The sequence below is a fragment of the Pectobacterium atrosepticum genome, from assembly GCF_000740965.1.
GTDB classification, from domain to species: Bacteria; Pseudomonadota; Gammaproteobacteria; order Enterobacterales; family Enterobacteriaceae; genus Pectobacterium; species Pectobacterium atrosepticum.
This window is the reverse complement of sequence record NZ_CP009125.1, coordinates 2,121,107-2,144,028: the sequence shown is the minus strand read 5'-3', so window position 1 is coordinate 2,144,028 and position 22,922 is coordinate 2,121,107. Positions and strand designations below refer to the sequence as shown.

General features: G+C 51.0%; 31 protein-coding genes and 1 pseudogene. 6 read left to right on the top strand and 26 right to left on the bottom strand.

The features are described from left to right. Positions 1-2 precede the first annotated feature (2 nt). The 14 genes from GZ59_RS23720 to GZ59_RS09370 form a co-directional block, all read right to left on the bottom strand. Positions 3-152: a DUF6890 family protein gene (locus GZ59_RS23720; protein ID WP_164671199.1), complete on the bottom strand. Its 150-nt coding sequence runs from the start codon at positions 150-152 to the stop codon at positions 3-5. 44 nt (positions 153-196) lie between these two features. Further along, a complete protein-coding gene (locus GZ59_RS09430) occupies positions 197-469 on the bottom strand; it encodes a putative phage tail assembly chaperone (protein ID WP_039291366.1) in 273 nt (90 codons plus the stop codon). Then, on the bottom strand, positions 466-684 hold the full coding sequence (locus tag GZ59_RS24130) for a hypothetical protein (protein WP_476726656.1): 219 nt from the start codon (positions 682-684) through the stop codon (positions 466-468). The genes GZ59_RS09430 and GZ59_RS24130 overlap by 4 nt, the downstream gene beginning before the upstream one ends. Next, positions 584-958: a hypothetical protein gene (locus GZ59_RS09420; protein ID WP_039291362.1), complete on the bottom strand. Its 375-nt coding sequence runs from the start codon at positions 956-958 to the stop codon at positions 584-586. Before GZ59_RS09420 ends, GZ59_RS24130 begins: the two co-directional genes overlap by 101 nt. Beyond that, positions 958-1,299: a M15 family metallopeptidase gene (locus GZ59_RS09415; RefSeq protein ID WP_039291360.1), complete on the bottom strand. Its 342-nt coding sequence runs from the start codon at positions 1,297-1,299 to the stop codon at positions 958-960. The genes GZ59_RS09420 and GZ59_RS09415 overlap by 1 nt, the downstream gene beginning before the upstream one ends. Next, positions 1,296-1,583 carry a phage holin family protein gene (locus GZ59_RS09410; RefSeq protein ID WP_039291358.1) on the bottom strand — a complete coding sequence of 96 codons (288 nt, stop codon included), beginning with the start codon at positions 1,581-1,583 and terminating at the stop codon, positions 1,296-1,298. Before GZ59_RS09410 ends, GZ59_RS09415 begins: the two co-directional genes overlap by 4 nt. 3 nt (positions 1,584-1,586) lie before the next feature. Further along, positions 1,587-2,042: a phage protein gene (locus GZ59_RS09405; RefSeq protein ID WP_039291352.1), complete on the bottom strand. Its 456-nt coding sequence runs from the start codon at positions 2,040-2,042 to the stop codon at positions 1,587-1,589. Positions 2,043-2,044: 2 nt separating this feature from the next. Continuing rightward, a complete protein-coding gene (locus GZ59_RS09400) occupies positions 2,045-3,184 on the bottom strand; it encodes a DUF2586 domain-containing protein (protein ID WP_039291350.1) in 1,140 nt (379 codons plus the stop codon). Position 3,185: 1 nt separating this feature from the next. Next, complete coding sequence (locus GZ59_RS09395) at positions 3,186-3,890, bottom strand: phage virion morphogenesis family protein (RefSeq protein ID WP_039291348.1); 705 nt, start codon at positions 3,888-3,890, stop codon at positions 3,186-3,188. After that, positions 3,890-4,381 carry a phage tail protein gene (locus GZ59_RS09390; protein WP_039291343.1) on the bottom strand — a complete coding sequence of 164 codons (492 nt, stop codon included), beginning with the start codon at positions 4,379-4,381 and terminating at the stop codon, positions 3,890-3,892. Before GZ59_RS09390 ends, GZ59_RS09395 begins: the two co-directional genes overlap by 1 nt. Beyond that, positions 4,378-4,851, bottom strand: coding sequence for a head completion/stabilization protein (locus GZ59_RS09385; protein ID WP_039291342.1), 474 nt, complete (start codon positions 4,849-4,851; stop codon positions 4,378-4,380). The genes GZ59_RS09390 and GZ59_RS09385 overlap by 4 nt, the downstream gene beginning before the upstream one ends. A 110-nt stretch (positions 4,852-4,961) precedes the next feature. Next, positions 4,962-5,666 carry a phage terminase small subunit gene (gpM, locus tag GZ59_RS09380; protein ID WP_039291341.1) on the bottom strand — a complete coding sequence of 235 codons (705 nt, stop codon included), beginning with the start codon at positions 5,664-5,666 and terminating at the stop codon, positions 4,962-4,964. Between the two features lie 2 nt (positions 5,667-5,668). Beyond that, a complete protein-coding gene (locus tag GZ59_RS09375) occupies positions 5,669-6,676 on the bottom strand; it encodes a phage major capsid protein, P2 family (RefSeq protein ID WP_039291340.1) in 1,008 nt (335 codons plus the stop codon). 29 nt (positions 6,677-6,705) lie between these two features. Continuing rightward, complete coding sequence (locus GZ59_RS09370; RefSeq protein ID WP_039291339.1) at positions 6,706-7,764, bottom strand: GPO family capsid scaffolding protein; 1,059 nt, start codon at positions 7,762-7,764, stop codon at positions 6,706-6,708. A gap of 175 nt (positions 7,765-7,939) precedes the next feature. Here GZ59_RS09370 and GZ59_RS09365 point away from each other — a divergent pair, with 175 nt between their 5' ends. Genes GZ59_RS09365 through GZ59_RS09355 form a run of 3 tightly spaced genes read left to right on the top strand, consistent with a single transcriptional unit; the run spans position 7,940 to position 11,126 of the window. Further along, entirely contained in the window at positions 7,940-9,751 is a 1,812-nt protein-coding gene (locus GZ59_RS09365) for a terminase large subunit domain-containing protein (RefSeq protein WP_039291337.1), read from the top strand. After that, positions 9,748-10,803 carry a phage portal protein gene (locus GZ59_RS09360; protein ID WP_039291335.1) on the top strand — a complete coding sequence of 352 codons (1,056 nt, stop codon included), beginning with the start codon at positions 9,748-9,750 and terminating at the stop codon, positions 10,801-10,803. Before GZ59_RS09365 ends, GZ59_RS09360 begins: the two co-directional genes overlap by 4 nt. 47 nt (positions 10,804-10,850) lie before the next feature. Beyond that, the gene (locus GZ59_RS09355; RefSeq protein ID WP_080708286.1) at positions 10,851-11,126 is read left to right on the top strand and encodes an Ogr/Delta-like zinc finger protein; all 276 of its coding nucleotides are present in this window, start codon (positions 10,851-10,853) and stop codon (positions 11,124-11,126) included. 71 nt (positions 11,127-11,197) lie between these two features. On the opposite strand, the gene GZ59_RS09350 is transcribed toward GZ59_RS09355, so the two are convergent. From GZ59_RS09350 to GZ59_RS09300, 11 genes and pseudogenes are all read right to left on the bottom strand, one after another. Next, positions 11,198-11,608 (bottom strand): type II toxin-antitoxin system PemK/MazF family toxin, encoded by a 411-nt coding sequence (locus GZ59_RS09350; protein WP_039291331.1) that lies wholly within the window; start codon positions 11,606-11,608, stop codon positions 11,198-11,200. Between the two features lie 9 nt (positions 11,609-11,617). Next, a complete protein-coding gene (locus GZ59_RS09345; RefSeq protein WP_039291330.1) occupies positions 11,618-11,902 on the bottom strand; it encodes a hypothetical protein in 285 nt (94 codons plus the stop codon). A 335-nt stretch (positions 11,903-12,237) separates the two neighbouring features. Then, positions 12,238-14,772 (bottom strand): replication endonuclease, encoded by a 2,535-nt coding sequence (locus GZ59_RS09340; RefSeq protein ID WP_039291329.1) that lies wholly within the window; start codon positions 14,770-14,772, stop codon positions 12,238-12,240. Further along, positions 14,772-15,801: pseudogene (locus GZ59_RS09335) on the bottom strand (phosphoadenosine phosphosulfate reductase domain-containing protein). The gene GZ59_RS09340 and the pseudogene GZ59_RS09335 overlap by 1 nt, the downstream one beginning before the upstream one ends. Continuing rightward, complete coding sequence (locus GZ59_RS09330; protein WP_011094174.1) at positions 15,794-16,642, bottom strand: DNA adenine methylase; 849 nt, start codon at positions 16,640-16,642, stop codon at positions 15,794-15,796. Before GZ59_RS09330 ends, GZ59_RS09335 begins: the two are co-directional and overlap by 8 nt. After that, a complete protein-coding gene (locus GZ59_RS09325) occupies positions 16,639-17,538 on the bottom strand; it encodes a 3'-5' exonuclease (protein WP_011094175.1) in 900 nt (299 codons plus the stop codon). The genes GZ59_RS09330 and GZ59_RS09325 overlap by 4 nt, the downstream gene beginning before the upstream one ends. Further along, positions 17,535-17,768 carry a DUF2732 domain-containing protein gene (locus tag GZ59_RS09320; protein ID WP_011094176.1) on the bottom strand — a complete coding sequence of 78 codons (234 nt, stop codon included), beginning with the start codon at positions 17,766-17,768 and terminating at the stop codon, positions 17,535-17,537. The genes GZ59_RS09325 and GZ59_RS09320 overlap by 4 nt, the downstream gene beginning before the upstream one ends. A 70-nt stretch (positions 17,769-17,838) precedes the next feature. Continuing rightward, positions 17,839-18,174, bottom strand: coding sequence for a DUF5347 domain-containing protein (locus GZ59_RS09315; RefSeq protein WP_011094177.1), 336 nt, complete (start codon positions 18,172-18,174; stop codon positions 17,839-17,841). Positions 18,175-18,254: 80 nt separating this feature from the next. Continuing rightward, on the bottom strand, positions 18,255-18,380 hold the full coding sequence (locus GZ59_RS23880) for a phage filamentation protein Fil family protein (RefSeq protein WP_011094178.1): 126 nt from the start codon (positions 18,378-18,380) through the stop codon (positions 18,255-18,257). Then, the gene (locus tag GZ59_RS09305) at positions 18,377-18,577 is read right to left on the bottom strand and encodes a hypothetical protein (RefSeq protein ID WP_011094179.1); all 201 of its coding nucleotides are present in this window, start codon (positions 18,575-18,577) and stop codon (positions 18,377-18,379) included. Before GZ59_RS09305 ends, GZ59_RS23880 begins: the two co-directional genes overlap by 4 nt. Further along, entirely contained in the window at positions 18,574-18,936 is a 363-nt protein-coding gene (locus GZ59_RS09300; protein ID WP_011094180.1) for a Cox family DNA-binding protein, read from the bottom strand. The genes GZ59_RS09305 and GZ59_RS09300 overlap by 4 nt, the downstream gene beginning before the upstream one ends. Before the next feature lie 108 nt (positions 18,937-19,044). Here GZ59_RS09300 and GZ59_RS09295 point away from each other — a divergent pair, with 108 nt between their 5' ends. The 3 genes from GZ59_RS09295 (at position 19,045) to pflA (ending at position 21,235) form a co-directional block, all read left to right on the top strand. Further along, on the top strand, positions 19,045-19,344 hold the full coding sequence (locus GZ59_RS09295) for a helix-turn-helix transcriptional regulator (RefSeq protein ID WP_011094181.1): 300 nt from the start codon (positions 19,045-19,047) through the stop codon (positions 19,342-19,344). Positions 19,345-19,410: 66 nt separating this feature from the next. Further along, a complete protein-coding gene (locus GZ59_RS09290) occupies positions 19,411-20,397 on the top strand; it encodes a phage integrase (RefSeq protein ID WP_011094182.1) in 987 nt (328 codons plus the stop codon). 40 nt (positions 20,398-20,437) lie between these two features. Continuing rightward, positions 20,438-21,235: a pyruvate formate lyase 1-activating protein gene (gene pflA / locus GZ59_RS09285; protein ID WP_051918065.1), complete on the top strand. Its 798-nt coding sequence runs from the start codon at positions 20,438-20,440 to the stop codon at positions 21,233-21,235. A 110-nt stretch (positions 21,236-21,345) separates the two neighbouring features. Here pflA and GZ59_RS09280 read toward each other — a convergent pair whose 3' ends face one another. Further along, a complete protein-coding gene (locus GZ59_RS09280; protein WP_039291327.1) occupies positions 21,346-22,914 on the bottom strand; it encodes a hydantoinase/oxoprolinase N-terminal domain-containing protein in 1,569 nt (522 codons plus the stop codon). Between the last annotated feature and the right edge of the window lie 8 nt (positions 22,915-22,922).

Sequence of the window (22,922 nt, the reverse complement as noted above, 5' to 3'; positions counted from 1 at the left end):
CGTTATTCCCTGCTGCCGTTGAACGCAAAAGCGATACCTGCGGCGGTACTGTTAATCTGGCATTCGTGAAAATACTCAGCCAGCCACGCCGCACGGGCCAGACTCATGGCGTCGTCATCGTCATGGGGCAGGTAATGACGCCGCAGCGTCATATACTGCTCAAGCTGATTGCCCTTAATGGCATCAATCAGCGCGCTTATCCCTTTACTTCGATCTCCACCTCTGGCGCGTAAATCTCGTTGACCTTCTTAGCGATCTGCGTGCCGATGCCGGGTGATTGCAGCAACTCATTCAGCGTGTCGCGGGTATCGGGGGTAACGATACGCTTCAGATAGGTGGCAATCGTGCCGATGACATCACCGTCACGCGCCGCCTCGTTTGACAGCTTGTTGTACGCCACCAGCGTTGGCGAAAATGACAGTTCACGACCGTTGACGGTCAACGTGATCACGTTAGTTTCTTTGCTCATTGTTCAATCTCTCTGCGTTGATTAACTTCAATTATCAGTTGGTTATGTCGGGCGGCGCATTCGCTATACAGCGTGCTGTACGCCCGTAATGCCTGATCAAAATCCTGGCCGGTATTACCCGCCAGGCGGGGGAGTTGCACCGGACAGCGGGTTAGCAAATTTTCCTGATAAGGCACGCTCGGCCTGCTCTGCGCTGTCGTTGAACAACCGGACATACTCATCACTAGCGCACACATTAAGAAAAATAGGCTTAAGGGTTTCCGTATGAAAAACACGGTCTTGGGTGTGCTCATTGGCGCGTAGCTCCTGTAATTTTTCTTCCAGCACCCGCCCCGATTGACCGGCGATGTCTTCCAGGCTGGTACGCACGCCATTAGCGGCGGCGGTAGCCGCACGGGTGATGCTCAACTCTGTGCTATCGTGCTGCAAGTCGTTGACATACCAGCCCGCCAGAAACGCCGCCACCACGAACGCCAGTAGCTGTTTCATCAGCGCACGCCGCCGTGTGCCAGGCTAAAATGGTTACCATCGGGACGAGAAGTAAAGCGCCCGCCCCACGCGCCGCCGATAGACTCCCAAAACTCGCCGAGTGGGGTGTAGGCTTCCGTTCTTGACTGATACACACCGTCAACAAACAGATTAAAATCCACGGCCAGACGCTGGGTGTGCAGACTGTTACTGATACCTGCCCCCGATTTGGCATTGATAGCGGCTTGCTCCGCCGTCCGATAGGCTTCGCCGAACGTCAGTGAATAGCCGTTCTCTGCCGCCCAGGTGATCAGGCGTGCAACCATGACCGTAAACGTGGCTTGTTTTGCGCTTAAACTCATGAATTCCCCCGTGATGCTCTCAGTTTGCGTTCAATGATGGCTTCAATCGCGGTTGAACCGGCGATCCCCAGCGCCGAGGCCAATCCCAATACCGCCAGTTCTGGCAACTCAGGAAACTGGATCAGGGCCACACCCGCGACCATTGACGCCGCCGAACCTAAAATAATGCGGCCCACTAACAGGCGAAACGTGATCCGTTCTTCGCTGACCAGCAGTTTCCCCAGCCCGATTGCCGCCCCCACCAACAATAAATTTGCAAAAAATGACGTTTCACCGTTTGGCATAATTCACCCAATGAGATCCCGAATATCCGTTTCCGACAGTACCGGCACGCCATCAATCCGAACAAAATCGGGACTGGTCACCAGATACTTCACTTTATGCGTCGCCGTCTCCCCGCCTTTCGGATCAAAGGCAACCGGCCCCGTCAGGACCAACTTGCACCCGAACGCCTCAACCTTGAATTCTTCATCGCCAGTGTTGGCGTAAAACAAAATATCGGAGGTCGGGATCGCGCGGTAACTGCCTGCTACACGCGCCAGTGCGGTGATTTTTTTAAAATTCTTCGTATCAAATTCCATTTCACCTTCAGCACCGACATCACCCGCGACGAAACCGTCTGGAATGCCGCGCGTTTGTGATACAGCAGTGTTATCCGTGATATCCAATGTCGCGGTTTTGACGTGTACCAGCTCAGTACCGAGCGAAATATCAAACGACTGCCCGCCGATTCGCTGTGTCATCGTTATGCCTCCAACGTGGCATCTAACATGATGCCCACTGTGATTGATTTCGGACTGCCGTAAGGCCGTACCGTGAGATAAACCGCCACGGCGACCGATGACGTCCAGGCGATCACCACATCCCCCTCGCGGGGTGACTGCACCTCGCCAGGGAACGTGACGTTATTAATCTGGCTACTGCGGGACATTTCACGCATGTGACGCGCAAAAAACGTCTGATGGGCGGCGATACTGCCTGGCGTACTATTCATTGAGCGATCGGCAATTTTTGCGATAGCCTGGAGACGAACACGCCGCGCGATTTTGTCCACAATGCGCAGGTGTTCAATCACCTGATAGTCGCCGCCCTCAACGTCCAGCGTTCTCCCGTCAGCCCAGTAAATACCGTCATAATCCGGATACCACATCGGGACGCTGTAGCGGATGGCTTCCAGCGCCTGCAAGGTCGCAAGCCCTAGCGGCATATCGTCACTATCAACAGGCAATACGGTGCCCATGCCAATTAACGGCCCTGTGCGTACTCGCGCGGGGCTGTCTGCGACGGTCACGGCACGGCTACACAGACGCCCCGCCAATACGCCCGCTTCACTGCCCCACAAATTTGGCACCAGTTGCACCGAGGGCACCGCGTCGCCACGCTGTAAATCCGCTAAGCGGGCGAGGTACACCGTCCACGATTCACCCGCTTGCAGGCCACTAACGGACAGGATGAACCAGACCCAGCGGCCATATTTTGAAATCAGCGTGGTACGCAGGCTGGCAGCAGCGGCAATCGTGGATTTTGTCGCCTCCAGCGTGACGACAACCCCTTCCACGCTGGCGACGGCCTGCGCGTTTTCAACCCGTTGCGCCCAGATTTTGGCAACCTCGGCGGCGGGCTGCTCGTCCAGTTCGTCGTCAGAAATAGAGACAACAAACGCGCTCCAGTTCTGCCCTGCGTTCAGCCGCGCAGCCTCAACACAACGCTTGAGCGTTGAGTCTTCAGCGCCCAGCAGGCTATCCAGATTGCTCTGGGTGTTTACCGGCGTGACAGGGATCGCATCCCCGACCGCACGGCCAACGAACAGCACCACGCGCTCGATCTCTTTTGTTTCGCCCTGAAGCTGATTGAGCTGATTGATTGTGATAGTAGGCCAGGTCATGTTATCCCCCGCTGTCCTGTGCATTGACGTCCCAGCCAAACCCGATGGCCTGCAACTGACGCGCCAAAATCTTGTTAAATTCGTCATCACTCACGCCCAAAAATACACGCGAGGGAATATCTATTTTCCAGGTCGTTTTTGTTGGCTCACCACGGAGTTTTTTTATCAATAACCCCGCCTGCGCCATGCTCAAGGTGTCGAGAATGTATTTGCTACTCGCTTTGACATACCGATTCCCCTTGCGCATTTTGTAACCCAAAGCGCGTAATTTTTTAGCCTGCCTGGGCAACGCGGGCCGGTTGCGCTGATCGGGGCGTGGCGCACGGTCGGCACTCATTGAAAATGACGCACCGCCCTGGTGTACTGCGCCAATCAATCCGGCTGAAACCGGCACCTGGCCGTTTTTGTACTGCCCGCCCTGAAGATAAATTCTGACTGCGTCGATCTGCGGCATTTCGCGCACATGTAGCAGCTTCGGCAACTGGCGCAACATTTTCCCCTTGCCCCGCTTTCGCGGTGCCCACGGCTGGCCGTCTGGGCTGGTTTGGTTACGCTGATTGCGCTTGGCCGCGACAATGACCCCCAGCTTGGCAATGCGCCACAGCAGCCGCTGGCGCTTTTTCGGCGGCAGTTCCAGTGATGCCAGCGCGGCACGCAATTGCCGTAACTGTCGCTGCGGCAACCCGCCCTGAACAGCTACCGCCATTACGATTCACTCAGCGGTGCGCCGTGGGCGTCGGCGGCATACAGTGCCCCGCTTAACGCCGTCCATAGCTCAGGATCGGCCAGCTCCCAGCGTTGCCCGCCAAATGGGATATCGCCCGTTTCGCTTGGCCGGATGTTGATGCTGTCAGCCAGCTCGACGACGATCTCCAATGGGGAGGACACTTCTTCATCGAATTCAATGTCAACGCTGGGCGGCGACAGCACCAGTTCGTCATACAGCTCGTTGCGGCTATCAGCCAGCCATGCCAGCACCAGTGCGTAAACCTGCGCAGGCGGGCAAATCCGATACGGGAACGATCCCCAGTTCAATATCGCCTGGTAGCGAAATACCCCTATCCGGCGCTGTTCCAGCCCCAGCGCTTTGGGCGCGGGTATTAACTCCGCATTGTCCAGCGCACTTTCAAACTGCTGCATAGCCCGCTCGGGCAGGTTCTGCGTTAAAAAGGCGGTCAGACTTTCAATCTGGCTCATATCAGATGCACCCCAACGCGCGGATAACGTTGCATGTTTCGCAGCACAAAGGCGGCTTCTGCTAACAGAATGTCTCGCGTCTCAGCGCTCTCCTGTCCTGGGTGCGTTTCGCGTCGGCCAATGCTGGCGAATTCGCCCAGTAAATCGGCTTTGGCGCGGGCATAAATCGCCTTTTTGTATTGCGCGGTCAGTTGATTTTCATTCCCTGCCCGTGCGCCTGGCACATCAATGGCCTGCTCATGACCCCGTTCACGCCAGTAAATCACTACATCACCGAGGTTATCATTCACCTCTGCAACCGCCGCCAATAGCGCCTGTGCCGCCGTAGACGCAGGCAGATCGGGCGGAATGGTGCGTGAGCGCTGAAACTCCGCCAGATTGAGATCGGGCCAGAACGCGACACCGTTAACGATGGGTTCATCCTGATAATCAATCGGTTTTCCGCTAAACCCCAGGGATGGCACGGCCATGTCACACCTCATTAATGCAAGTAGGGGAAGCGGGCAGACCGAGATCCACGGCCTTGAAAACCTTACGAGTTTTCAACCTCCCTCGCGCCCGCCCCGGCTTGCGGTAGTCGTTATTTTTCGGTCAGCCCCCGAATGCGGGCCGTAATCTTTTTACGGATGGTGCCCACACCCGCATGGCGGTTAAATTTTTCAGCCTGCTCTAACAGCGCATCCGCCTGCTCGAGCGTGTCAACGTCATCAACCGCCGTTGCACGCGGCTGGCCGTTCTCATCACGCAGCAAATACAGCCCTGCGAATTTGAACCATTTCGCGTTGATGTCCTCATGCAGCCGCCATTTATCACGAACGTTGTTAAACGTCCGGCTGAAATACGGTTCAATGCTGTGACCGGCGGCGGCTTCACCGGTAGCCCACTCCAGCACCGTGTCGGCAACAAATGCCGGTAACGTGCTTTTGAAGTTATCCGGCGTCGCCTGGCTCTCGCTGATTGCCGCGTCGGCCCAGTCCAATGCCTTGCCCATTTCCCCTGTGTCAAACAACCAGATCACACAGTAAGCCAGCGCCGGATTGGCGAAGCGGGCATCACCGGCAAGATAGGCTTCAACGCTCGGCATCCAGCGCGGGAGAAGCACATCGCGTTTCATTTCGATGCGGTCTTCCGTGCGCGGCAGGCTGCGCAGTATTGCGACATCCTTTTCCAGCTCCAGCTTTTGCAGATGGAAGCTAACCGGCGATGCGGCCAGCGCTTCACGGTTATCCAGCGCCTTGGCGGCTTTCACGCTGGCGCGGTGGCGCTGACACGGGGACATGGCCATGTTTATTCACCCTCTCCGGTTGCCAGAGTGATTTTGTCGAATGCCGCGTAAAGCTCGTCATGCTCGACGCCATAACCTTCCATGCGCAGGTAATTATTTTCAAAGCGCTTGCGGTCATCGTTCCACTCGGCTTTACGCTTGCGTGTACCGCCCTGGGTATACAAGTGCAGGTTGTCCAGCGTGGTAACAACGAGGCGACCTTCCGGCATAAACGGCGGGGTGTATACGGTACGCCCTGCAATCTGACGGCCAATAAGCTGGGCCGCGACCTTCTCAGTCGGGCGATCAATCCGATTCATCATGGTTGTGGCGTCATTACCGATTAGGTCGGCGGACGCGAGCACAATCAGGCGCGGATCATTGCGGAACGGCTCATAAATGCAGTTATGCACCAGATCGGTGACTGCGGCATCCAGACCGATAAAGTCAGCACCGGCACCGCCAATTGTCACGTCGTCAACGATGATTTGCTCAGCGGAGCGCGTCTTAACAATCTGGTGCCAGCCAATGTTGACGTCTTCGCCGTTCGGATTGGCATCGGGATCGGTATCGTCCGCAACGCTGGTACCGTTGAACGCCACGCGCAACATATCCAGCGCAAATGACTCGTTACTGAATGCCTGAATACGTTGAAAAAACTCGTCTTCGCTGCCCGCATTTGCCCAGACAACCAGCAGCGAATACGGCAGATACGAACCCGAATCCGTTTCAACCAGCTTGTATTCGTTACCCCCCACGCTCAGCGGGCGACTGAAGCGGCCGTCTTTCTTACGGCCGGTGTAAATACCTGGCTTGCCCGTGGTCACGACCTGACCGGTTACCTGATTGACGTCCAACACGTTCGGCAACAGGCTCAGGAATTCGGAACTTTGCAGCAGCGCACTGCGGAGCTGGGTTTCCTTTGGGTTCGTCAGCGAGAAAAATCGCGACGTATCCACCTGGCCGTTAGCGGTTGCCAGCCCTGCGGCATATTTGCGCAGTAGCGCTTCGGCTTTTGGGGTTAATTGCATAATCTTTTTATTCCTGAAAAAAGGAGCAGTTAAACAAACTCAAACGGTTGATTACCGCCGTTTGGCGCACTGTTTGGACGACGCGTCCCACCGTCTTCCATCGCTGACAACTTGGTCAGAACAGTGGTCAGTTGCGTGGTCAGATCGCCCATCGCATCGTTAGCAGGCTTGCTACGTGCGGAAAACTCACGGCGACGACTGCGCGAACGAGGGCGCTTATCTGGGGTGACGTTGAACGCTTTCATGGCTTTTGCCAGATTGGCTTTTGCCACGGTGAACTCCGCCGCTTTGACTTCGTCTTCTGGGTTATCAGCAACGTCCTGCGCCAGCACGGCTACCTCATCGGCGGCAGCGGCGATCTCTTCGGCGATGTCTGCCACTGCTTCTGCGGCCTGCTCCGGCGTGTCAACCGCGTCAGCGTCACCGCTGGCAGCGTCTTTGCCGTTTTTGACCAATTCCAGCAATTGCTGAAGGAGGGCTTTTAGCTCTTCCATTTTTTGTTCCTCGCCCTCGTCGGGCTTATCAGTGTTAGGCTCTGGTGTTGGCGTAAACGCTTTACTGGCCGAAAATAAGCGCGACCAGAAAGACTCTTTTTTATCCGGCGTCTGTAATTTACCCAGGCTGAACGTTTCAAGGTTTCCGCGCTCAGCGTCCTTTTCTTCTCCAGCCAAAACGAATTTGAGTTTTTCCGTTCCCAGACTGGCCGGAATATCGGTTACGGCCAGCCCGAAAAGATATTCACGCCCGCTGCCCGCAAAATCAGAAACAAACTCAGCAGAGGTAAAAAGCTTTTGCCCCATTCGATTGGCATCAATTAAAAATTGATTCGGCACTAACTGGGCATATAATTTCGTGACATCCCCTTCCGTTTCCACTTTCAGCGCATCGACTTCCCCCAGATTGCAGGTAAATTCACGCTCACCAATGTCATACTGTGGATGGTGCGGCCAAATCATGGCGGTATAGGTTTTACGGGTGTAGGTTTCTGCCGCATCAATCAGCCATTGCGGTTCAATGGTGCGACCGTCCACAGCCTGTCCAGACGTGGCAATACATAACCAATCAGTGCGGTAATGAGATTGCGGCATAATAACCTTCATTGAAAAAGTAAATAACGGTATTTCGTTTGCGGTAGTCAGTATTACTAATTGATTAATTGTTCGCGACTGCTTTATTTCTGATGTATTCGGATATAAACGCTTATCCGTTTTTTTCCGATATTTAATGATAATTTCGTCTGAATATTCCCGTCATAATATCCGCATGGCTAAATACTCCGATGAAATAAAAGACGCGGCACGCGCCCTATATATTAAACGTTGGGCGCCGAAAGATATTGCACAGGAATTAAACCTCCCGCCGCGCACCATTTATCACTGGGCTGAAACAGGCCAGTGGGCTTCTCTGCTGCCTGTTGAAGCGGTCGAGCATGTGATCGCCAGACGCATCGATCAGCTAACGGGGCGCGAAAAGAAAACCGCGCTGGAGCTGGAAGAACTTCGGGATCTGATTGCTCACCACGTCAAGCTAATGGCGCAGCAAAATAAGCACGCCGAAAAAATGGCAGAAATGCAGGCCAAAAAAGCGGCCTATGATGGTGAAGGTTATTGCCTCAGTGCAGCGAGCGGAGAGCCAGGGGAAAGAAAGCGCCGGTATAAGAAAAATGATGTTTCCAGCCTGACGCCTGAAATGCTGGATACCTGGGCACAGGAACATCTTTTCGAGTACCAGCTACACTGCCGCGATCACAAAGATGAAGACTGGCGCTTCATTCTGAAAAGCCGCCAGATCGGCATGACCTACTATTTCGCCTGGGAAGCGTTTGAAGATGCTGTCGTCAGCGGTGACAATCAGGTTTTCTTCTCAGCCTCCCGCGCCCAGTCTGAAATCTTCCGTGAGTATATTGTCCAGATAGCGCAGAACCATTTTGGCATCACGTTGACGGGTAAAAATATCCGCCTCAGCAACGGTGCAATCCTGCGTTTTCTGTCCACAAACGCCAGCACCGCGCAGGGTTTTAACGGTCATCTGTATGGTGACGAAGTCTTCTGGATCCCGAAATTCACGCGCCTGCATGAAGTCGCAAGCGCCATGGCGACACATAACAAATTTAGAACGACCTACTTTTCAACACCCAGCGCCAAAACACATCAGGCGTATCCGGTCTGGACTGGCGATGAGTGGCGCGGTGACGATCCGAAGCGTAAAGGCATTGAGTTTCCGAAAGACAGTGCCATGCGCGAGGGGATTATTTGCCCTGATGGCATCTGGCGTTATGTCATTACGATGGAAGACGCTATCGCGGGCGGGCTGGGTGCGCTCGTTGACATCGATCGCCTGCGCAATAAATACAACCCGACCGCGTTCGCCATGCTCTACATGTGCCAGTTCGTTGACAGCAAAGACGCGGTATTCAAGTTCGCCGCTCTGGTTGGCTGCGAAGTGGATAAGGCAATCTGGGGTGACTATGACCCCACCGCCGCACGGCCATTCGGCAACCGCGAAGTCTGGGCAGGCTTTGACCCGTCCCGCTCTGGTGATAATTCCACGTTTGTAATAATCGCGCCCCCGATCCATGACGGTGAGCGCTTCCGCGTTCTGGCTATCTGGCAATGGCAAGGGCTTAACTTTAGCTGGCAGGCCGATCAGATAAAACAGCTCATGCGCCGTTTCAACATCACGTATATCGGGATCGACACAACCGGCATCGGTAAAGGGGTATATGACCTAGTCAGCAAGTTCGCGCCCCGTGAAGCCACGGCCATTCTTTACAGCGTTGAAAGTAAAAACCGCCTGGTCATGAAGATGATCGACGTTGTCGAACGTAAACGTATTGAATGGGCAAAAGACGCTATCGACGAAACCAATAAAGAGCGCGCGGAAATCCCAGCGTCATTTATGGCTATCCGGCGCACCACGACCAACAGCGGCAACGCACTGACATTCGTTGCAGAACGCTCCGATGCAACCGGCCACGCGGATGTGTTCTTCGCCATCTCACACGCCGTTATTAATGAACCTATCGATCACGAATTTGACCGCCCATCAACCTGGGCATTCGGGGAAGCAGCATGACAAAGAGACAGAATAAGAAATTCAAGGCCGCAACAGGAAATAACGTAGAGACGTTCACGCCAGGGCGCGGCAGCGTGATCACCTTTGGCGAACCGGAACCCATCCTGACAACCGGCACGGATTACCACAATATCTGGTATGACAATGAATATAACCACTGGCGGTTACCTATCGATCGCCTGGCGCTGTCGCAGTTGCCTAACCTCAATGCACAGCACGGCGGCGTACTGTATGCACGGCGAAACATGGTGGCAAGTGGCTACATCAGCGGCGGGTTAACCGCTGACCAGGTCGAACAAATGGCGTTTGATTATCTGCTGTTCGGGGATGTTGCTATCCTGAAGATCCGCAATGTTTTTGGGGAAGTGATCGACCTGCTGCCGCTGCCCTCGCTTTACCTGCGCTGCCGTAAGGAGGGTTCTTTCGTCATCCTTCAGGAAGGGCCAGCCCTGATTTATGAACCTGAAGATATCGTCTTTTTCAAAATGTACGACCCGCGCCAGCAGGTTTACGGCCTGCCGGATTACATCGGGGGAATTCATTCCGCCTTGCTCAACAGCGAAGCGACCATTTTCCGCCGCCGTTACTACAACAACGGGGCGCACATGGGCTTCATTCTTTATACCAGTGACCCTAATCTGACGCTGGAAATGGAAAATGAAATTAAGACCAAGATCGCGGAGTCAAAAGGGCTAGGCAACTTCCGCAATATGTTTATTAACATCCCGAAAGGCAACCCCGAGGGGGTTAAAATCCTGCCCGTTGGGGAGGTTAGCGCAAAAGATGAGTTTGCCAACATCAAAGGGATCACCGCGCAGGATATTTTCACCGCTCATCGCTTCCCCGCTGGCCTCGCGGGCATTATTCCCACAAACGGCGCAGTAATGGGCAACCCTGACACGGCCCGCACGACATACCGAAAGGATGAAGTCATCCCGCTGCAACGAAAATTTATGAATGGCGTCAATACGGACAGCGAGATCCCAGCGCATTTACATCTACAGTTTAACGTTGAAACCTCACCAATGACCGATGATAAGGGCGAAAAATGAGCGCAATTAAGTTAAAATCATGTCCATTGTTAGGAATAGCGTGCGGGATGGTGAACATGCGAATTTTTAAAATTAATTGCCCTGAATGCGGCTCACCAGCCATCATTCGTAAGTCTGACTGGAAAGACAAGAAACTAGCGGATTTATACTGCGCCTGTACCGAAGTTGAATGCGGTCACACGTTTGTTTTTAACGCCTCGTTTTCTCACACTCTTAGTCCCAGTGGGTTAACCGGCAACAAGCTGGTTAAATTCTTAATTGACCAACTCAAGCCCGACGAAAAACAATTCGCTCTCAACTTGCTCAGTGGACATGGCACGTAAAGCACCGCATTACGCCTTCTAGAGTTTTAGGCTAATGCGGGCTTTCTCTCTACATTTAGGCCGTCTAATTCTTATGAGCCTTTTTTACTCGCCTTTTTTAGAGCCAAAATATAGGTAGGGTGCAGCGTTCCCATCACAGGTGAGATTGGTAGCTGCCCCCCTTTCATCGGGGCAATATCAAACCACTCGTTCGTATAAGGCAATGTTACCAGAGTGCTCATATCAAATTTTGTATCGTAAGCGAGTCCAGAGATTGCAAAACCAGCATCATCACACCTGAGCACAAATTCAGTGTCGAAAATTTTATCCGTTTTCTGGCTTGTCCCGTAGACAACCATCACAGCATTATCTTCTTCCGCCACCTTCACAACTAACGCAGGGCGTGGCTTAGGCCCTGGTTTTCCTTTTACCTGAGGAAAGTAACACCAGACGATATCACCTGGCTCAGGGAGAGTGCCGTATACTGTTGTACCACTTATCATTATGTCTCCTTACAAAAGACTTTTAGTAAATCGCTCCTCCGGTATATCCGTAGCAGTAGAGAACTCTCGGATAGTTTGGATTTGAGCGATGGATAATGCCCCATCGTCTTTCTCGTAATGTGGCAAAAGTGCATCGGCCAATCTTCGCAATGCCAGATGAGCCAATTCGGTTTTTGTCATGCCTGTTACGTCTATCAACGTCTCCAACGTGCGACCGCTGATGGCGCTCAGAGAATCTTTCTCTCTTAATCTAAGGACAAAATCTCCGGTTTTTTTAACGACGTTTACTGTCATAATTTTCTACTCCTGTTATTTGGTGGTTAACCTCTCTTTCTTTGTTAAGTTCATATTCGCAAAAGAAAAAATGCGTTTATATTTACTAAATTTCGCATTGGATAGTTCCTAAGTTTGAAGTTAATTTGAAGTTAATTTGAAGTTAATTTGAAGTTTAAGTTTAAGTTTAAGTTTAAGTTTAAGTTTAAGTTTAAGTTTAAGTTTAAGTTTAAGTTTAAGTTTAAGTTTAAGTTTAATTTGAGCCCGTTATCGAGCTGAGTTAAAGATATCATATTGATATCACGCGTCAAGAAAAAGATATCAATATGATATCTCTTAGTATCACCTATCTGTTTTTATCTATACCTCTGCGACGTAGTTTCAGACCATGTCGCTTCACATAACACTGCGATACGTTGCAGTAGTGCCGCAGCTTTATCATGATATTCCGTGTCTTTTTGCTTCTTCATCGGCGCTTGGTACAGACAGCCGTCAGCGCTGGCAACGTAGGCATAGCCCGCAATCGTGATCGCGTTGCCGGTTTCCAACCGCCGCAGCTCACCGGCGCTGATATCCCAACCCAGCGAACGGGCGAAATCGGCAACGCTGGTGCGCCAGTCGTCCGACCGCTTACTAACAGTCTGTTTTTCAGTCTCTTTATGGGGCTGAGTTGTGGACGAGTGTTCTTTATGTCGCCGATCCGGCGGCTGAGATCGAAGACGGTTGAGCAATCCACGCCGTTCCGTGTCGGTCATGTGCTCAAAGTCGGTAATTTCTGGCTCTGACGTACTGCCAATCTCTCTATCGGCGGGTTCGGAAATGCTTATTTTTTCATCGCCCGTAGAGTTATTGACAGAACTCCAAGCGTCGCCGGTGGGCGACGTAACGGCCAACCCACGATCAGCGCCATCATTAACGCCTGCGTCTGCTGCCTGTTTTTTGCGGATTTTCCACTTAACAAGACGAGTACAGATACGTGATATCTCACCTAAGCGCGGTGAGAAAACGCCAAAGATTTTTTCCGGTGTTTCGCCGTAATCGTTTTGCTCGTCAGCTTCCTCATACGCGATGCGCACGGTGTAAAGCTCACGCGGGATCAGCACGCCGCCTTGCTTTTCGATGTAAGTAGCGAAACAGCCTGCATCAGCCGAAGCCAGCACGGCATCCATTGCCGGATCAGCTAACTGAGAAGCCCCACGCCTGAAGGTTCCGGCTTCTTTCTGCACTGCGGTAAGTTGGTTCGCCAGTTTGCGCAGCTCGCGCCAGACGGTGACTGGCGGCAGGCCGAACGGCTGAAACTGCCGGATGTTATGTTGAGATGCCCAGGCCATCGCAAACCGTGCGGTTTCGCGCAGAGGCTTTCCGGTTTCGTTATCACGCTCACCGTCAAGAGCGTAGCCGTCGATGTTTTTACTGATATATTTCGCCACGTAGGCAGTAGCACTGCCTTTTTGGGGATCGAGGCGCTTCGCTTTAAAGCGCGCACCGGTATTACGCCCCAGCTCCGCGCGGTCTACAGCAATAAAGTATTCGCGCAGAATTTCAGTGATTTCTTTCCGATCTTCGGGCGGCATGAATAGCAATACGTGCCAGTGCGGCGTAGCGTCGTGATGCGGTTCGGCAACGCGAAAGCCATACGGACGCAGGCCGCGTCGGTTCAGTTTCGACATGGCTTTAGCCCATGTCTTACATAAATAGCGCTGTCCCTGCCGAGGTGATGACGTATCCCACTTGGGATTTTGATGACCACTCTGAATAGTGGCGTGATAACGCGACGGGCAAGTGATTGTAAGAAAAACACCCTCGTCACTGCGCGATATGGCAACCATTTCAACGCCCGCCATTCTCGTCATGAGTTCGTGACGGCGAATAACTGGATTGCTGATGCTGGCGTATACCATATTTTCCAGCGATGCGACGTTGCCATCTTCATCAACCAGTTCATGCGCCTTAAAGAACTCACGGTTTTTGCGGCGCTGCTCCTGCCACTGATTCAGTGCATCAATGCTGACGTAAGGCATCCGTTTTTTATGGATCACGCCGATGGCGCGGAACTGGTTTTCTCGCCATTCGCAGCGCAAACGCCACAACTTACGCCCCCACCATTCAGGGCTGATGATGCGCAGAATGGCGGAGCAAATACGTTTTTTTGATTCGTTATCGCCAATGATCACGCCCCAGCACGGCGGCGTTACCCGCAACGCGAGCATTTCATGCCCCAAATGCCAGAAAAGCGACTGGATCTCGTCATTGGTCATATCAGATGGCAAGGTGTTGCCGCATTCGGTTTCAAACATTTCAGTGATGCTGGCCGCAATAGCATGACCAGCGTTAATCGCTTCATGTTTCGTAAACTCTGCCAAATGCTGCCAGCGTGCGCGCCAGTAGCTGGCAAGCTCTGACGTAAAACCGTCACGCACACCTTGCTTGACACGCACGGCATCAAGACGCAGCAGGGCTTTTTTCACGGTTCCCATGAAAAAGGCGCTGACGTGTCGCGGCTCGCGGTTAGCGCGCAGCCATTCTATTTTTTTCCTGTAGGTATCGCGGATAAAAAACGGTTGTTCGAGTAAACGAGTTTCGACACCTTCCGGCGTTTCCATCCAGTTTTGTAATGACGCTTGATGCTCGTCCCGCTCAGCTTCTGCGAACTGGCGGCGCATTGTCAGTAATGTTGAATTATGCTCGAAGTATTCCAGCCGCGCGACGGCCTGCTCGAAATCCAGATCGGAGAAAGCGGCGCGTGATACCAACCGCTTGAGATGACGCTCGACAGCCGGATGCGGCTCAGTGGCATTTGCGGTAGAGGAAAGAAATGAATCTGCGATCCCCTGTGGTATGGAGATCGCTGGACGTGGTGCATTCCACGGATAGGCCCACTGTTCGGACATTACTCACAAACCCCAGCGTAAACGCTGTTGCAGACCATCGGATCGGCGGCTTCGCCCAATAAATCGAACTGCTGCCCCCCCCCTAGTTGTTAATGCCCAATCTCTGTAGGTGTGGATACCGTGAGACTCGACGCTAATACACTCAATGCGGCGCTCTGCTTTTTTGGGATCGTTTGTTGAGGGGAAGAATGTTGAGTTCTGACGACGAGAACATGCCGCAACAAGGCGTTCCCAGCGCGCGACTCGCTCAACTTCTTCAGGCCAACGGCGGAAGATTTCTGCAAGTTCTGACTTTCTGGCATGGATGCACGGCATACAGCCGACACGGCTACAGCCTTGCTCATAGAGGGGATTTGGCTTGATGCCGTGTCGTTTTGCTAACGCGAAAACATCAGCGTGTTTCCAGTGAAGAATGGGGCGATAGATGCTCAGACGAGGGCCAAGATCAAAGCCGCTTTCCCATTCTGACAAAAGGGCGCGTGACGCGGATTCTTCGGCACGAACACCTTGCCAAGAGACGACCTCAAACCCCGCATCAACAATCGGTTCAACAACTTGTAGCCGGATAGGTTCATGCTTTAGCTCAGTTGAACAAAAACGGCGTTTCGTTGATGGAAAGCGGCCTTTCCACATGCACAAATCAAGAAATGGGATACCGGTAGGATGCAGGGTATCTAACGCAGTAGCGATAATGTTTTCGGCCTGCACATCAGTAAAACCACATTCTGAAACAAGCGTGATAGGCCACTTTTCGGCAATGAATTTTCTTTTACCTGCGATTTGCCGAGAAAAATCGGCATGGACACGTCTGATTTTCCCTAGTTTGGATTCCAGGTAATCCAAATATTCCATAGTCTGAGGATGCTCGTGACCGGTATCAGCAAATGCCGGAATGTGACTAACGCCGTTCTTTACGGCTAACAGCCATTGAGCTAGGCTGTCTTTACCCCCTGAGACGCTAATAACGTTGATGATATTTGGCTCACGGCAGCGCCAATTAAGAGTGAATGGGGCAAGATTATTATGCATCGCGCAACATCCCCGCAGTCAGCACGCCAATTAACTCCCTGGCCTTTTTCCTCGATGCAACGGCAGCGCCCAGCGAACGGCTGACGCTGACTTCATGGAATTGATAGTGCTGATAAATCTCGCGCGTGGCTGGTGTATCGCTATTTGAAATGACTACCGCCGCGTCAGTTTCGTAACGAACGTGCTTTAAATATTTAGCCAATTGGCGGTGATGTTCGTGCGTAAAGGCAGAATGATGATATTGAGTGAAATTTGCTGTGTCAGAGACAGGCAAATAAGGAGGATCGCAATAAATTACAGTGTCCGGCTCTGCATAAACACGAAGGGTTTCCTTGAAGTCGGCACAAACAAATATAGCGCCGGTATCATTGGCTTTTTCCGCAAACTGCCTTATTTCTTGCTCTGGGAAATAGGGCGCACGATATTTACCGAACGGAATATTAAAACCGCCTTCACGGTTATAGCGACACATGCCGTTATAACCATGACGGTTTAGATATAAAAATAACGCTGCCTGCTCTATCCCTGTTCCATATCCTGTACTGCGTTGATAGTTGAAGCTACGGCGGCGGGTTTCGTATTCAGCCTTATTATTGCCATGCTGAAATAGAACTTTTGCCGTTGAGATTAATGCGTCCGTATCAGTAGTAGCGACACGATAGCAATTAATTAAATCAGGATTGATATCAGCCAGCACATAGCTGGGATAGTCCGTATTCAGGAATACAGACGCACCGCCAACAAATGGCTCTACAAGACAATCGCCTTTCGGCAAGAGTGGCAACAAATCAGGCAGGACGCGGGTTTTGCCCCCCGCCCATTTGATGAACGGGCGGATCATTGCGGCGTCCTCGCGCGTATCACCCGCTCCAAGCGACAAAGCAACGCCTTTTGCATATCTGCGGCTGAACGTGGCGCACCAGGTTGCTCTAAGCCAGCAAAAAAATCAGCAACTTCACTGAATATCAAGTTACTTAATGGCTCATGTAGATTTTTGCCATACTCCCATTTGCCATCAGGGGAAATTAATGCACCACCCGATCCCCCCGTTTCTTGATCGCGGAAAATAGCTAGGCCGATTGGGTGCATAATTTCATGATTAATACGGGCCAATAGCCCTCGTTTGCTTAATTCGTTCCAATCAATCCAGTCGCAGCCGCCTAATTTCTCCGGCTTATTACCGACCAACCGAGACATAACAGCAGAAACCAAAGCCACTTGGTTGATAGCATCATCCAGCGCGTTATGCTTAACGCCGATGGTTTCTGCTGTGCCGAGAAAACGCCCCATATTCATGATGGCGAACCCAACTTCTTTCATCGTTCTGACGTCCCGCTCATTCCAGTAATTCCACGGAATATCGATCTCAGTCCGTTCAAACGCAGACTTCAAAATGGTGCAATCAAAAGATGGGCTATTTGCCCATACCTTTAACGTTTTCAAGCTTTCAGCGTTATCAGTCAGCCAGTCACTAAACTGACTGATCGCCCCCCAAATCGGGGTCGCATCATCACTAATTAATTCAGCGCTGGCTTCTGGCGACTGGCGCAACCACCATTTGATAGTTCCGCTATCTGTCACCGCGCCATTGAGCATGTCGTTTTCAAAATCGACACGGCAATAGAATTGTTCACCCAACTCACCTGTTTTAGGGTTAAAGAACACGGCACCAATAGAGGCAATAGGTGCGCGGGGATTCTTACCCATTGTTTCAATATCAATCATGACGTGGTTCATACGATGATCTCCTGTGACGAATGCTCAAAGTGTTCTGCCTCTTTGCGCAGCAGCTCGATAACCTCTGCTGCGGAATATTCTTTTTGCTGCGCGTGAAGGGCCAGCGCTGCCAGACGTTGAGCAAACGACCAGTGCTGGTCTTTTTTTTCATCCAATCGAGCCTTTCCCAGCAGTGAAACAAGTGCTTCATTGCCAGCTACTTGCATCGCTTTAACTTCTGCATTTCTCATCGTGATTTCCTTTTTTCAGGTAATAGAAAGCCCGGCGGGTTTACGCCTTTAAAAACGGGAGTTATTACGGTTAAAGAATTAAATGTTTGGGGAATAAACTCACAACTGCTTTAAGTTTATTCATCGCCTTAATCAGCTTTGCTTTTTCTTCAGTTGTCAGTTCATTAAATTTCATGTTACGCCGTTCCTTATCAATATCTGCTAATTCAAATATCGCTGACAGTACGCGCATATTTTGATGATAATCGCCGTCTATCTTATCTCGCATATCGTCAATAAAGCGGCACATGTCTTTTTCACTGTTTGTGTTGAAGTGTTTTCCCCTCAGCATAGCTATGTGATTCAGCCCGTCAGTTCTAGCCGCGATACTCAGTGGAACGGCGCGGACGGCTTCGGTGTTAGCCATGACAGTTACGCCGCAATACCCATCAGGCGGGCAAACCAGCGGCGCTTTTGCTTAGGCGCTGGCATGTAGGGTTTCTTGCTTCACGGCGCAAAATAAGCTTGCGCGGGAGTAGGCTGGAAACGCTGGCCGTTTGGTAATTCCAGCCAGCCTTTATTTTCTTGCGGGGATGGTGATTTTTCTTTTAATAAACGCGCTGTGCTAATCATGCTGAATTCCTCATGCCGTGCAGTTCGTTAATATAAGAAGTCGCCTGCCCTAGTGCATCAAATAGCCCGAAAGATTGATCGCCTTGACTTATGCGATAACGAGTTATCGGATTGGTTGCTGTTCTAGGACAGCGAATAATAGAGAAGCCGCGATAAACACTGGTATGTTCGCTGACTTTAATTAATTCACCGCTCATGCAGACACCCCACGATGGCGGCGGGTCGGTTTACTGGCACTAATTCTATCTTTCCAGCCATGCCATTCTGGCGGGGCGGTTTCAACCAACTGCTTAGCGTATTTATCCCACTCTAGGCGGTGAATCCACAGCTCAGCATTACCACCTGGCTTTAGCGGGTCAGCCATATAAAAGGCTGGTAATTTCCCCGCTTTAGCCATGGCAACAATAGCGGATGTCGTTTTACCGACATACAGAGCAAACCCCTCTTTTGACAAGAGATCGGCAGGCTTCTCTGACAATCGGATCTGACGACGCGGCGTAGTGTTTGCCGTATCGTCCCCCTCCCCCTCAAGAATGGTTTTAGCCTCGTCTAACATTTGTTATCCTCCGACATGGTTACCCGTACTTCTAACTAGAACCCTTTAGGACTATCTAGTGTACTTCTGGGTTTTGCTTTTGATTAAAAATAAGAGATCTGATTCATTATGTCAATTATGATTCAAGAAAAGTTAAAACTGATCCGTGAGTCTGAACGGCTAAAAAAGAAAGAAGTAGCTGATATGACAGGAATTAATTACGTCACGTATGTTGGGTATGAAAATGGAAAATCTTCAATTTCACATGATGCGGTTGTGCGGCTACTAAAGCACCCTAGATTCAGAAAATATCGTGACTGGTTCATGTTTGATGAAACCAACCCAGAAGCTGGGCAGATAGCACCGGCCCTCGCACACATTGGGCAAGACGAAACAAAATCTCACCAATCCGATCACAAAATTGGCTAAATATTTACTTTTCCTACCTTTTTGATATTGATTTTCAAGATGAGCATTTCATCGGAGAGTTATCTTATGTCGATTAAGAAACTTGATGATGGTCGTTATGAAGTGGACGTTAGGCCGCAGGGTGCAGAAGGAAAACGCATTCGGCGAAAATTTAATACAAAAGGCGAAGCCCAGATTTTTGAGCGTCACATTTTGGTCAACTACCACAATAAAGATTGGGTAGAAAAGCCAGCAGACCGCCGAAAACTGACTGAATTGCTATCCCTTTGGTGGATTTACCACGGTAAAAGTCACGATCGGGGAGAAATTGAGAAAGGAAGATTGAACGCTATTATTGTGAAACTGGCTGAGGTGGGCGTAATACGTGCAGACCAGCTAACGAAAAAAGCAATTCTGGATTACCGCGTAAACAGGTTGAATGAAGGTTTAAAACCATCAAGTGTTAATCGGCATCATGCCATTTTAAGCGGAATGTTTACGAAGCTCATTGAAGCCGATGAGTATCACTCCCAGCATCCGTTTAAAGATGTGAAGCAGTTGAAAGAACAGCAAGCCGAAATGGCGTTTTTGACTGCCGGAGAAATAGAAGACTTACTTCAGTTGCTGGATGGTGATAACCGCAAAGCCGTTCTGGTTTGCCTGGCAACAGGAGGACGATGGGGAGAAGTCGCGAATCTTAAATGTGAACACATTATCAACAATATGCTCACGTTTATGAAAACCAAAAATGGGAAACGTAGAACCATTCCCATATCTCCGGCGCTGATGACACAAATAAAGCACGCTAAAACGGGTTTCGTATGTCATCCAAATTACGACGCAGTAAGAAACACATTACGTGCAATGAAACCTGATTTACCAGATGGGCAAGCACTGCATGTGTTCCGGCACACATTCGCCACGCATTTTATGATGAATGGGGGTAATATTATTACACTGCAACGAATTTTAGGGCATTCCACGATCCAGCAAACGATGGTCTATGCACACTTTGCGCCAGACTTCTTACAAGATGCTGTGTTGCTAAATCCACTCAACGGAGTGTCCATATAATGTCCATGAATCAGCACCACTTAGCTCTAATTGGTATCATATGAATAACTCAAATACTTGTTTTTCAACAGAAAAACCCGATATAGCTGAAGCTGTAAAGTCAGTAATCGGTCGCATCCACTCTTTTGAATCCTGTGGCACCGTCGATGGCCCAGGCATCCGTTTCATTATCTTCTTTCAGGGCTGTCTGATGCGCTGCCTGTATTGCCATAACCGTGATACCTGGGATACGCACGGCGGCAAAGAAGTGACGGTTGAAGAACTCATGAAAGAAGTCGTGACCTATCGCCATTTTATGAATGCATCCGGCGGCGGTGTAACCGCATCAGGCGGCGAGGCCATTCTGCAAGCCGAATTTGTACGCGATTGGTTCCGTGCTTGTAAGGATGAAGGCATTAACACCTGTTTGGACACCAATGGATTTGTACGCCGCTACGATCCCGTCATTGACGAGCTGTTGGACGTCAGCGATTTAGTGATGCTCGACCTGAAGCAAATGAACGATGATATCCATCAGAATTTAGTTGGCGTATCGAATCACCGCACTCTGGATTTCGCTCGCTATCTGGCAAAACGCAACCAGCGCACTTGGATACGTTATGTGGTGGTACCCGGCTGGTCTGATGACGATGAATCCACGCACAAGCTGGGCGAATTCACCAAAGATATGACGAACATCGAGAAAATTGAGCTTCTCCCGTACCATGAGCTTGGTAAACACAAGTGGGTAGCGATGGGGGAAGAGTACAAATTAGACGGTGTTAAACCGCCGAAAGCCGATACGATGGATCGCGTTAAATCGATTCTGGAAAGCTACGGTCACAAGGTAATCTACTAATCTCTGACGCTTTCTGAAAAAATAGCGCGCTCACTCAGCGCGCTATTTTCATTTCAGCGGATCAACATCGCGACTGATCTTGACCCGCTACATTGTAGACAAGTACCGAGTTAAGCCAGATTCCCTGCCGCTTTGATTTTCACCTGTACTGCATTCCCCGGCAGATAGGCTAGCGGAATTTCCTGATAATCGATGATTTCAACGCTGCCAGACATGGCTCCCGTCTCTTCCGCAAGACAAATAGTTTGCTGCTGTAATTCGCTTTTTATCTTTTCACGATCGTTATCCGGCATTTTAACCACGCGCTCGATCTGTGCCCCCACTTTCCCTAGTGCCACACCCACCGCATTTGCCGCATCAAAATTCTGCGGACGCATGACCTGACTGACACCGGATAAAACGTCAGGCAGTAAAATACTGCCACCGCCAACAAGCACGGCAGGAATGGCCGCACTCGACGATTTAATCCGATCGATAGCACTTTCCACTTTATCAATCATCTGACGATAAGCCTCCAGACAAAGTGCTTTATCTAGCTCAGGCAGTGGATGAGAAAGCGAGGATGTCCATCGCTCAGGCTGAAGTTGCAGCATGATATCGTTGAGCGTTAATGTCTCCCCGCCAAAACTGACGCTCTGCTCAAGAAGACGATAGCCGACGCTGTCAGGCCCAAGGGTGAGTGTTCCGTTCTGAGACTGCCGAACGCAAGTCCCACCACCAATGCCGATAGAAATAATATCCGGCATCCTGAAATTCGTCCGCACATCGCCCACTTCAACGGCAATTGCCGATTCACGCGGGAAGCCATTAACTAATACGCCAATATCTGTCGTCGTACCGCCAACATCAATAATCAGCGCATTATCCAATCCCGAAAGGTGGCACGCACCGCGAATAGAGTTCGTTGGCCCACAGGCCATCGTCAGAATGGGATATTGCTTCACCATACTTTCGGACATCAATGTGCCGTCATTTTGCCCGAAGAATGGCGTAGCCTTGATTCCGTGCCGAACTAGCGCTTGTATAAAGCCGTTAACAAAACGGTTTGCGGTACTTTGCAGCGACGCATTCAGGATCGTCGCGTTTTCTCTTTCCAGCAATCCCGTGCTGCCTATTCGGTGGGATAATGACAGGGAAACATCAGGCAATGCCGCATTCACCCATTGGGCAACCTGCAATTCCTGATCATTATTTACTGGGGAAAATACGCCACAGATAGCAACGCTATCCACATGACCACGCATCTTGTCACAGACCGCCAGCACTTCATTCAATAGTACGGGATGGATCTCCCGACCATCAAATTCATAGCCGCCATGAAGCTGGTAGAAATGCTCACCTAATGTCTTTTGCCACTCGTCATCCCAGCCAAACAGCGGCGGGACGCTATCACTGCTTGGCAGACTCAGACGCAGTAATCCGACGCGATCCAGCCCTTTTCGCTCAACAATTGCATTGGTACATTGGGTTGTGCCTAACATCGCATAGCAAATATGCTGCGGCTCGATGCCTGATTGCGCCAATACCGCAGCAATCACGCGCTCAATGCCGCTATAGATATCCATACTCGTAGGAAATTTAGCCGTCGCAATACAGCGCAGATCAGCATCTAAAATTGCTGCATCCGTGTTTGTGCCTCCGACATCAATCCCGAGTCGGTAATCATTTTTATGTAACATCGGGAAAG

Coding starts and splice junctions, on each gene's coding strand:
- GZ59_RS09375 (WP_039291340.1), bottom strand. CDS start 6,676: ATGCAATTAACCCCAAAAGCCGAAGCGCTACTGCGCAAATATGCCGCA.
- GZ59_RS09290 (WP_011094182.1), top strand. CDS start 19,411: ATGTCGATTAAGAAACTTGATGATGGTCGTTATGAAGTGGACGTTAGG.
- GZ59_RS09400 (WP_039291350.1), bottom strand. CDS start 3,184: ATGACCTGGCCTACTATCACAATCAATCAGCTCAATCAGCTTCAGGGC.
- GZ59_RS09395 (WP_039291348.1), bottom strand. CDS start 3,890: ATGGCGGTAGCTGTTCAGGGCGGGTTGCCGCAGCGACAGTTACGGCAA.
- GZ59_RS09325 (WP_011094175.1), bottom strand. CDS start 17,538: ATGAACCACGTCATGATTGATATTGAAACAATGGGTAAGAATCCCCGC.
- GZ59_RS09330 (WP_011094174.1), bottom strand. CDS start 16,642: ATGATCCGCCCGTTCATCAAATGGGCGGGGGGCAAAACCCGCGTCCTG.
- GZ59_RS09280 (WP_039291327.1), bottom strand. CDS start 22,914: ATGTTACATAAAAATGATTACCGACTCGGGATTGATGTCGGAGGCACA.
- GZ59_RS09355 (WP_080708286.1), top strand. CDS start 10,851: ATGGTGAACATGCGAATTTTTAAAATTAATTGCCCTGAATGCGGCTCA.
- GZ59_RS09300 (WP_011094180.1), bottom strand. CDS start 18,936: ATGTTAGACGAGGCTAAAACCATTCTTGAGGGGGAGGGGGACGATACG.
- GZ59_RS09320 (WP_011094176.1), bottom strand. CDS start 17,768: ATGAGAAATGCAGAAGTTAAAGCGATGCAAGTAGCTGGCAATGAAGCA.
- GZ59_RS09370 (WP_039291339.1), bottom strand. CDS start 7,764: ATGCCGCAATCTCATTACCGCACTGATTGGTTATGTATTGCCACGTCT.
- GZ59_RS24130 (WP_476726656.1), bottom strand. CDS start 684: ATGTCCGGTTGTTCAACGACAGCGCAGAGCAGGCCGAGCGTGCCTTAT.
- GZ59_RS09430 (WP_039291366.1), bottom strand. CDS start 469: ATGAGCAAAGAAACTAACGTGATCACGTTGACCGTCAACGGTCGTGAA.
- GZ59_RS09365 (WP_039291337.1), top strand. CDS start 7,940: ATGGCTAAATACTCCGATGAAATAAAAGACGCGGCACGCGCCCTATAT.
- GZ59_RS09345 (WP_039291330.1), bottom strand. CDS start 11,902: ATGACAGTAAACGTCGTTAAAAAAACCGGAGATTTTGTCCTTAGATTA.
- GZ59_RS09305 (WP_011094179.1), bottom strand. CDS start 18,577: ATGAGCGGTGAATTAATTAAAGTCAGCGAACATACCAGTGTTTATCGC.
- pflA (WP_051918065.1), top strand. CDS start 20,438: ATGAATAACTCAAATACTTGTTTTTCAACAGAAAAACCCGATATAGCT.
- GZ59_RS09295 (WP_011094181.1), top strand. CDS start 19,045: ATGTCAATTATGATTCAAGAAAAGTTAAAACTGATCCGTGAGTCTGAA.
- gpM (WP_039291341.1), bottom strand. CDS start 5,666: ATGGCCATGTCCCCGTGTCAGCGCCACCGCGCCAGCGTGAAAGCCGCC.
- GZ59_RS09390 (WP_039291343.1), bottom strand. CDS start 4,381: ATGAGCCAGATTGAAAGTCTGACCGCCTTTTTAACGCAGAACCTGCCC.
- GZ59_RS09350 (WP_039291331.1), bottom strand. CDS start 11,608: ATGATAAGTGGTACAACAGTATACGGCACTCTCCCTGAGCCAGGTGAT.
- GZ59_RS09340 (WP_039291329.1), bottom strand. CDS start 14,772: ATGTCCGAACAGTGGGCCTATCCGTGGAATGCACCACGTCCAGCGATC.
- GZ59_RS09315 (WP_011094177.1), bottom strand. CDS start 18,174: ATGGCTAACACCGAAGCCGTCCGCGCCGTTCCACTGAGTATCGCGGCT.
- GZ59_RS09385 (WP_039291342.1), bottom strand. CDS start 4,851: ATGGCCGTGCCATCCCTGGGGTTTAGCGGAAAACCGATTGATTATCAG.
- GZ59_RS09420 (WP_039291362.1), bottom strand. CDS start 958: ATGAAACAGCTACTGGCGTTCGTGGTGGCGGCGTTTCTGGCGGGCTGG.
- GZ59_RS09415 (WP_039291360.1), bottom strand. CDS start 1,299: ATGAGTTTAAGCGCAAAACAAGCCACGTTTACGGTCATGGTTGCACGC.
- GZ59_RS09405 (WP_039291352.1), bottom strand. CDS start 2,042: ATGACACAGCGAATCGGCGGGCAGTCGTTTGATATTTCGCTCGGTACT.
- GZ59_RS23720 (WP_164671199.1), bottom strand. CDS start 152: ATGACGCTGCGGCGTCATTACCTGCCCCATGACGATGACGACGCCATG.
- GZ59_RS09360 (WP_039291335.1), top strand. CDS start 9,748: ATGACAAAGAGACAGAATAAGAAATTCAAGGCCGCAACAGGAAATAAC.
- GZ59_RS09410 (WP_039291358.1), bottom strand. CDS start 1,583: ATGCCAAACGGTGAAACGTCATTTTTTGCAAATTTATTGTTGGTGGGG.
- GZ59_RS23880 (WP_011094178.1), bottom strand. CDS start 18,380: ATGATTAGCACAGCGCGTTTATTAAAAGAAAAATCACCATCCCCGCAA.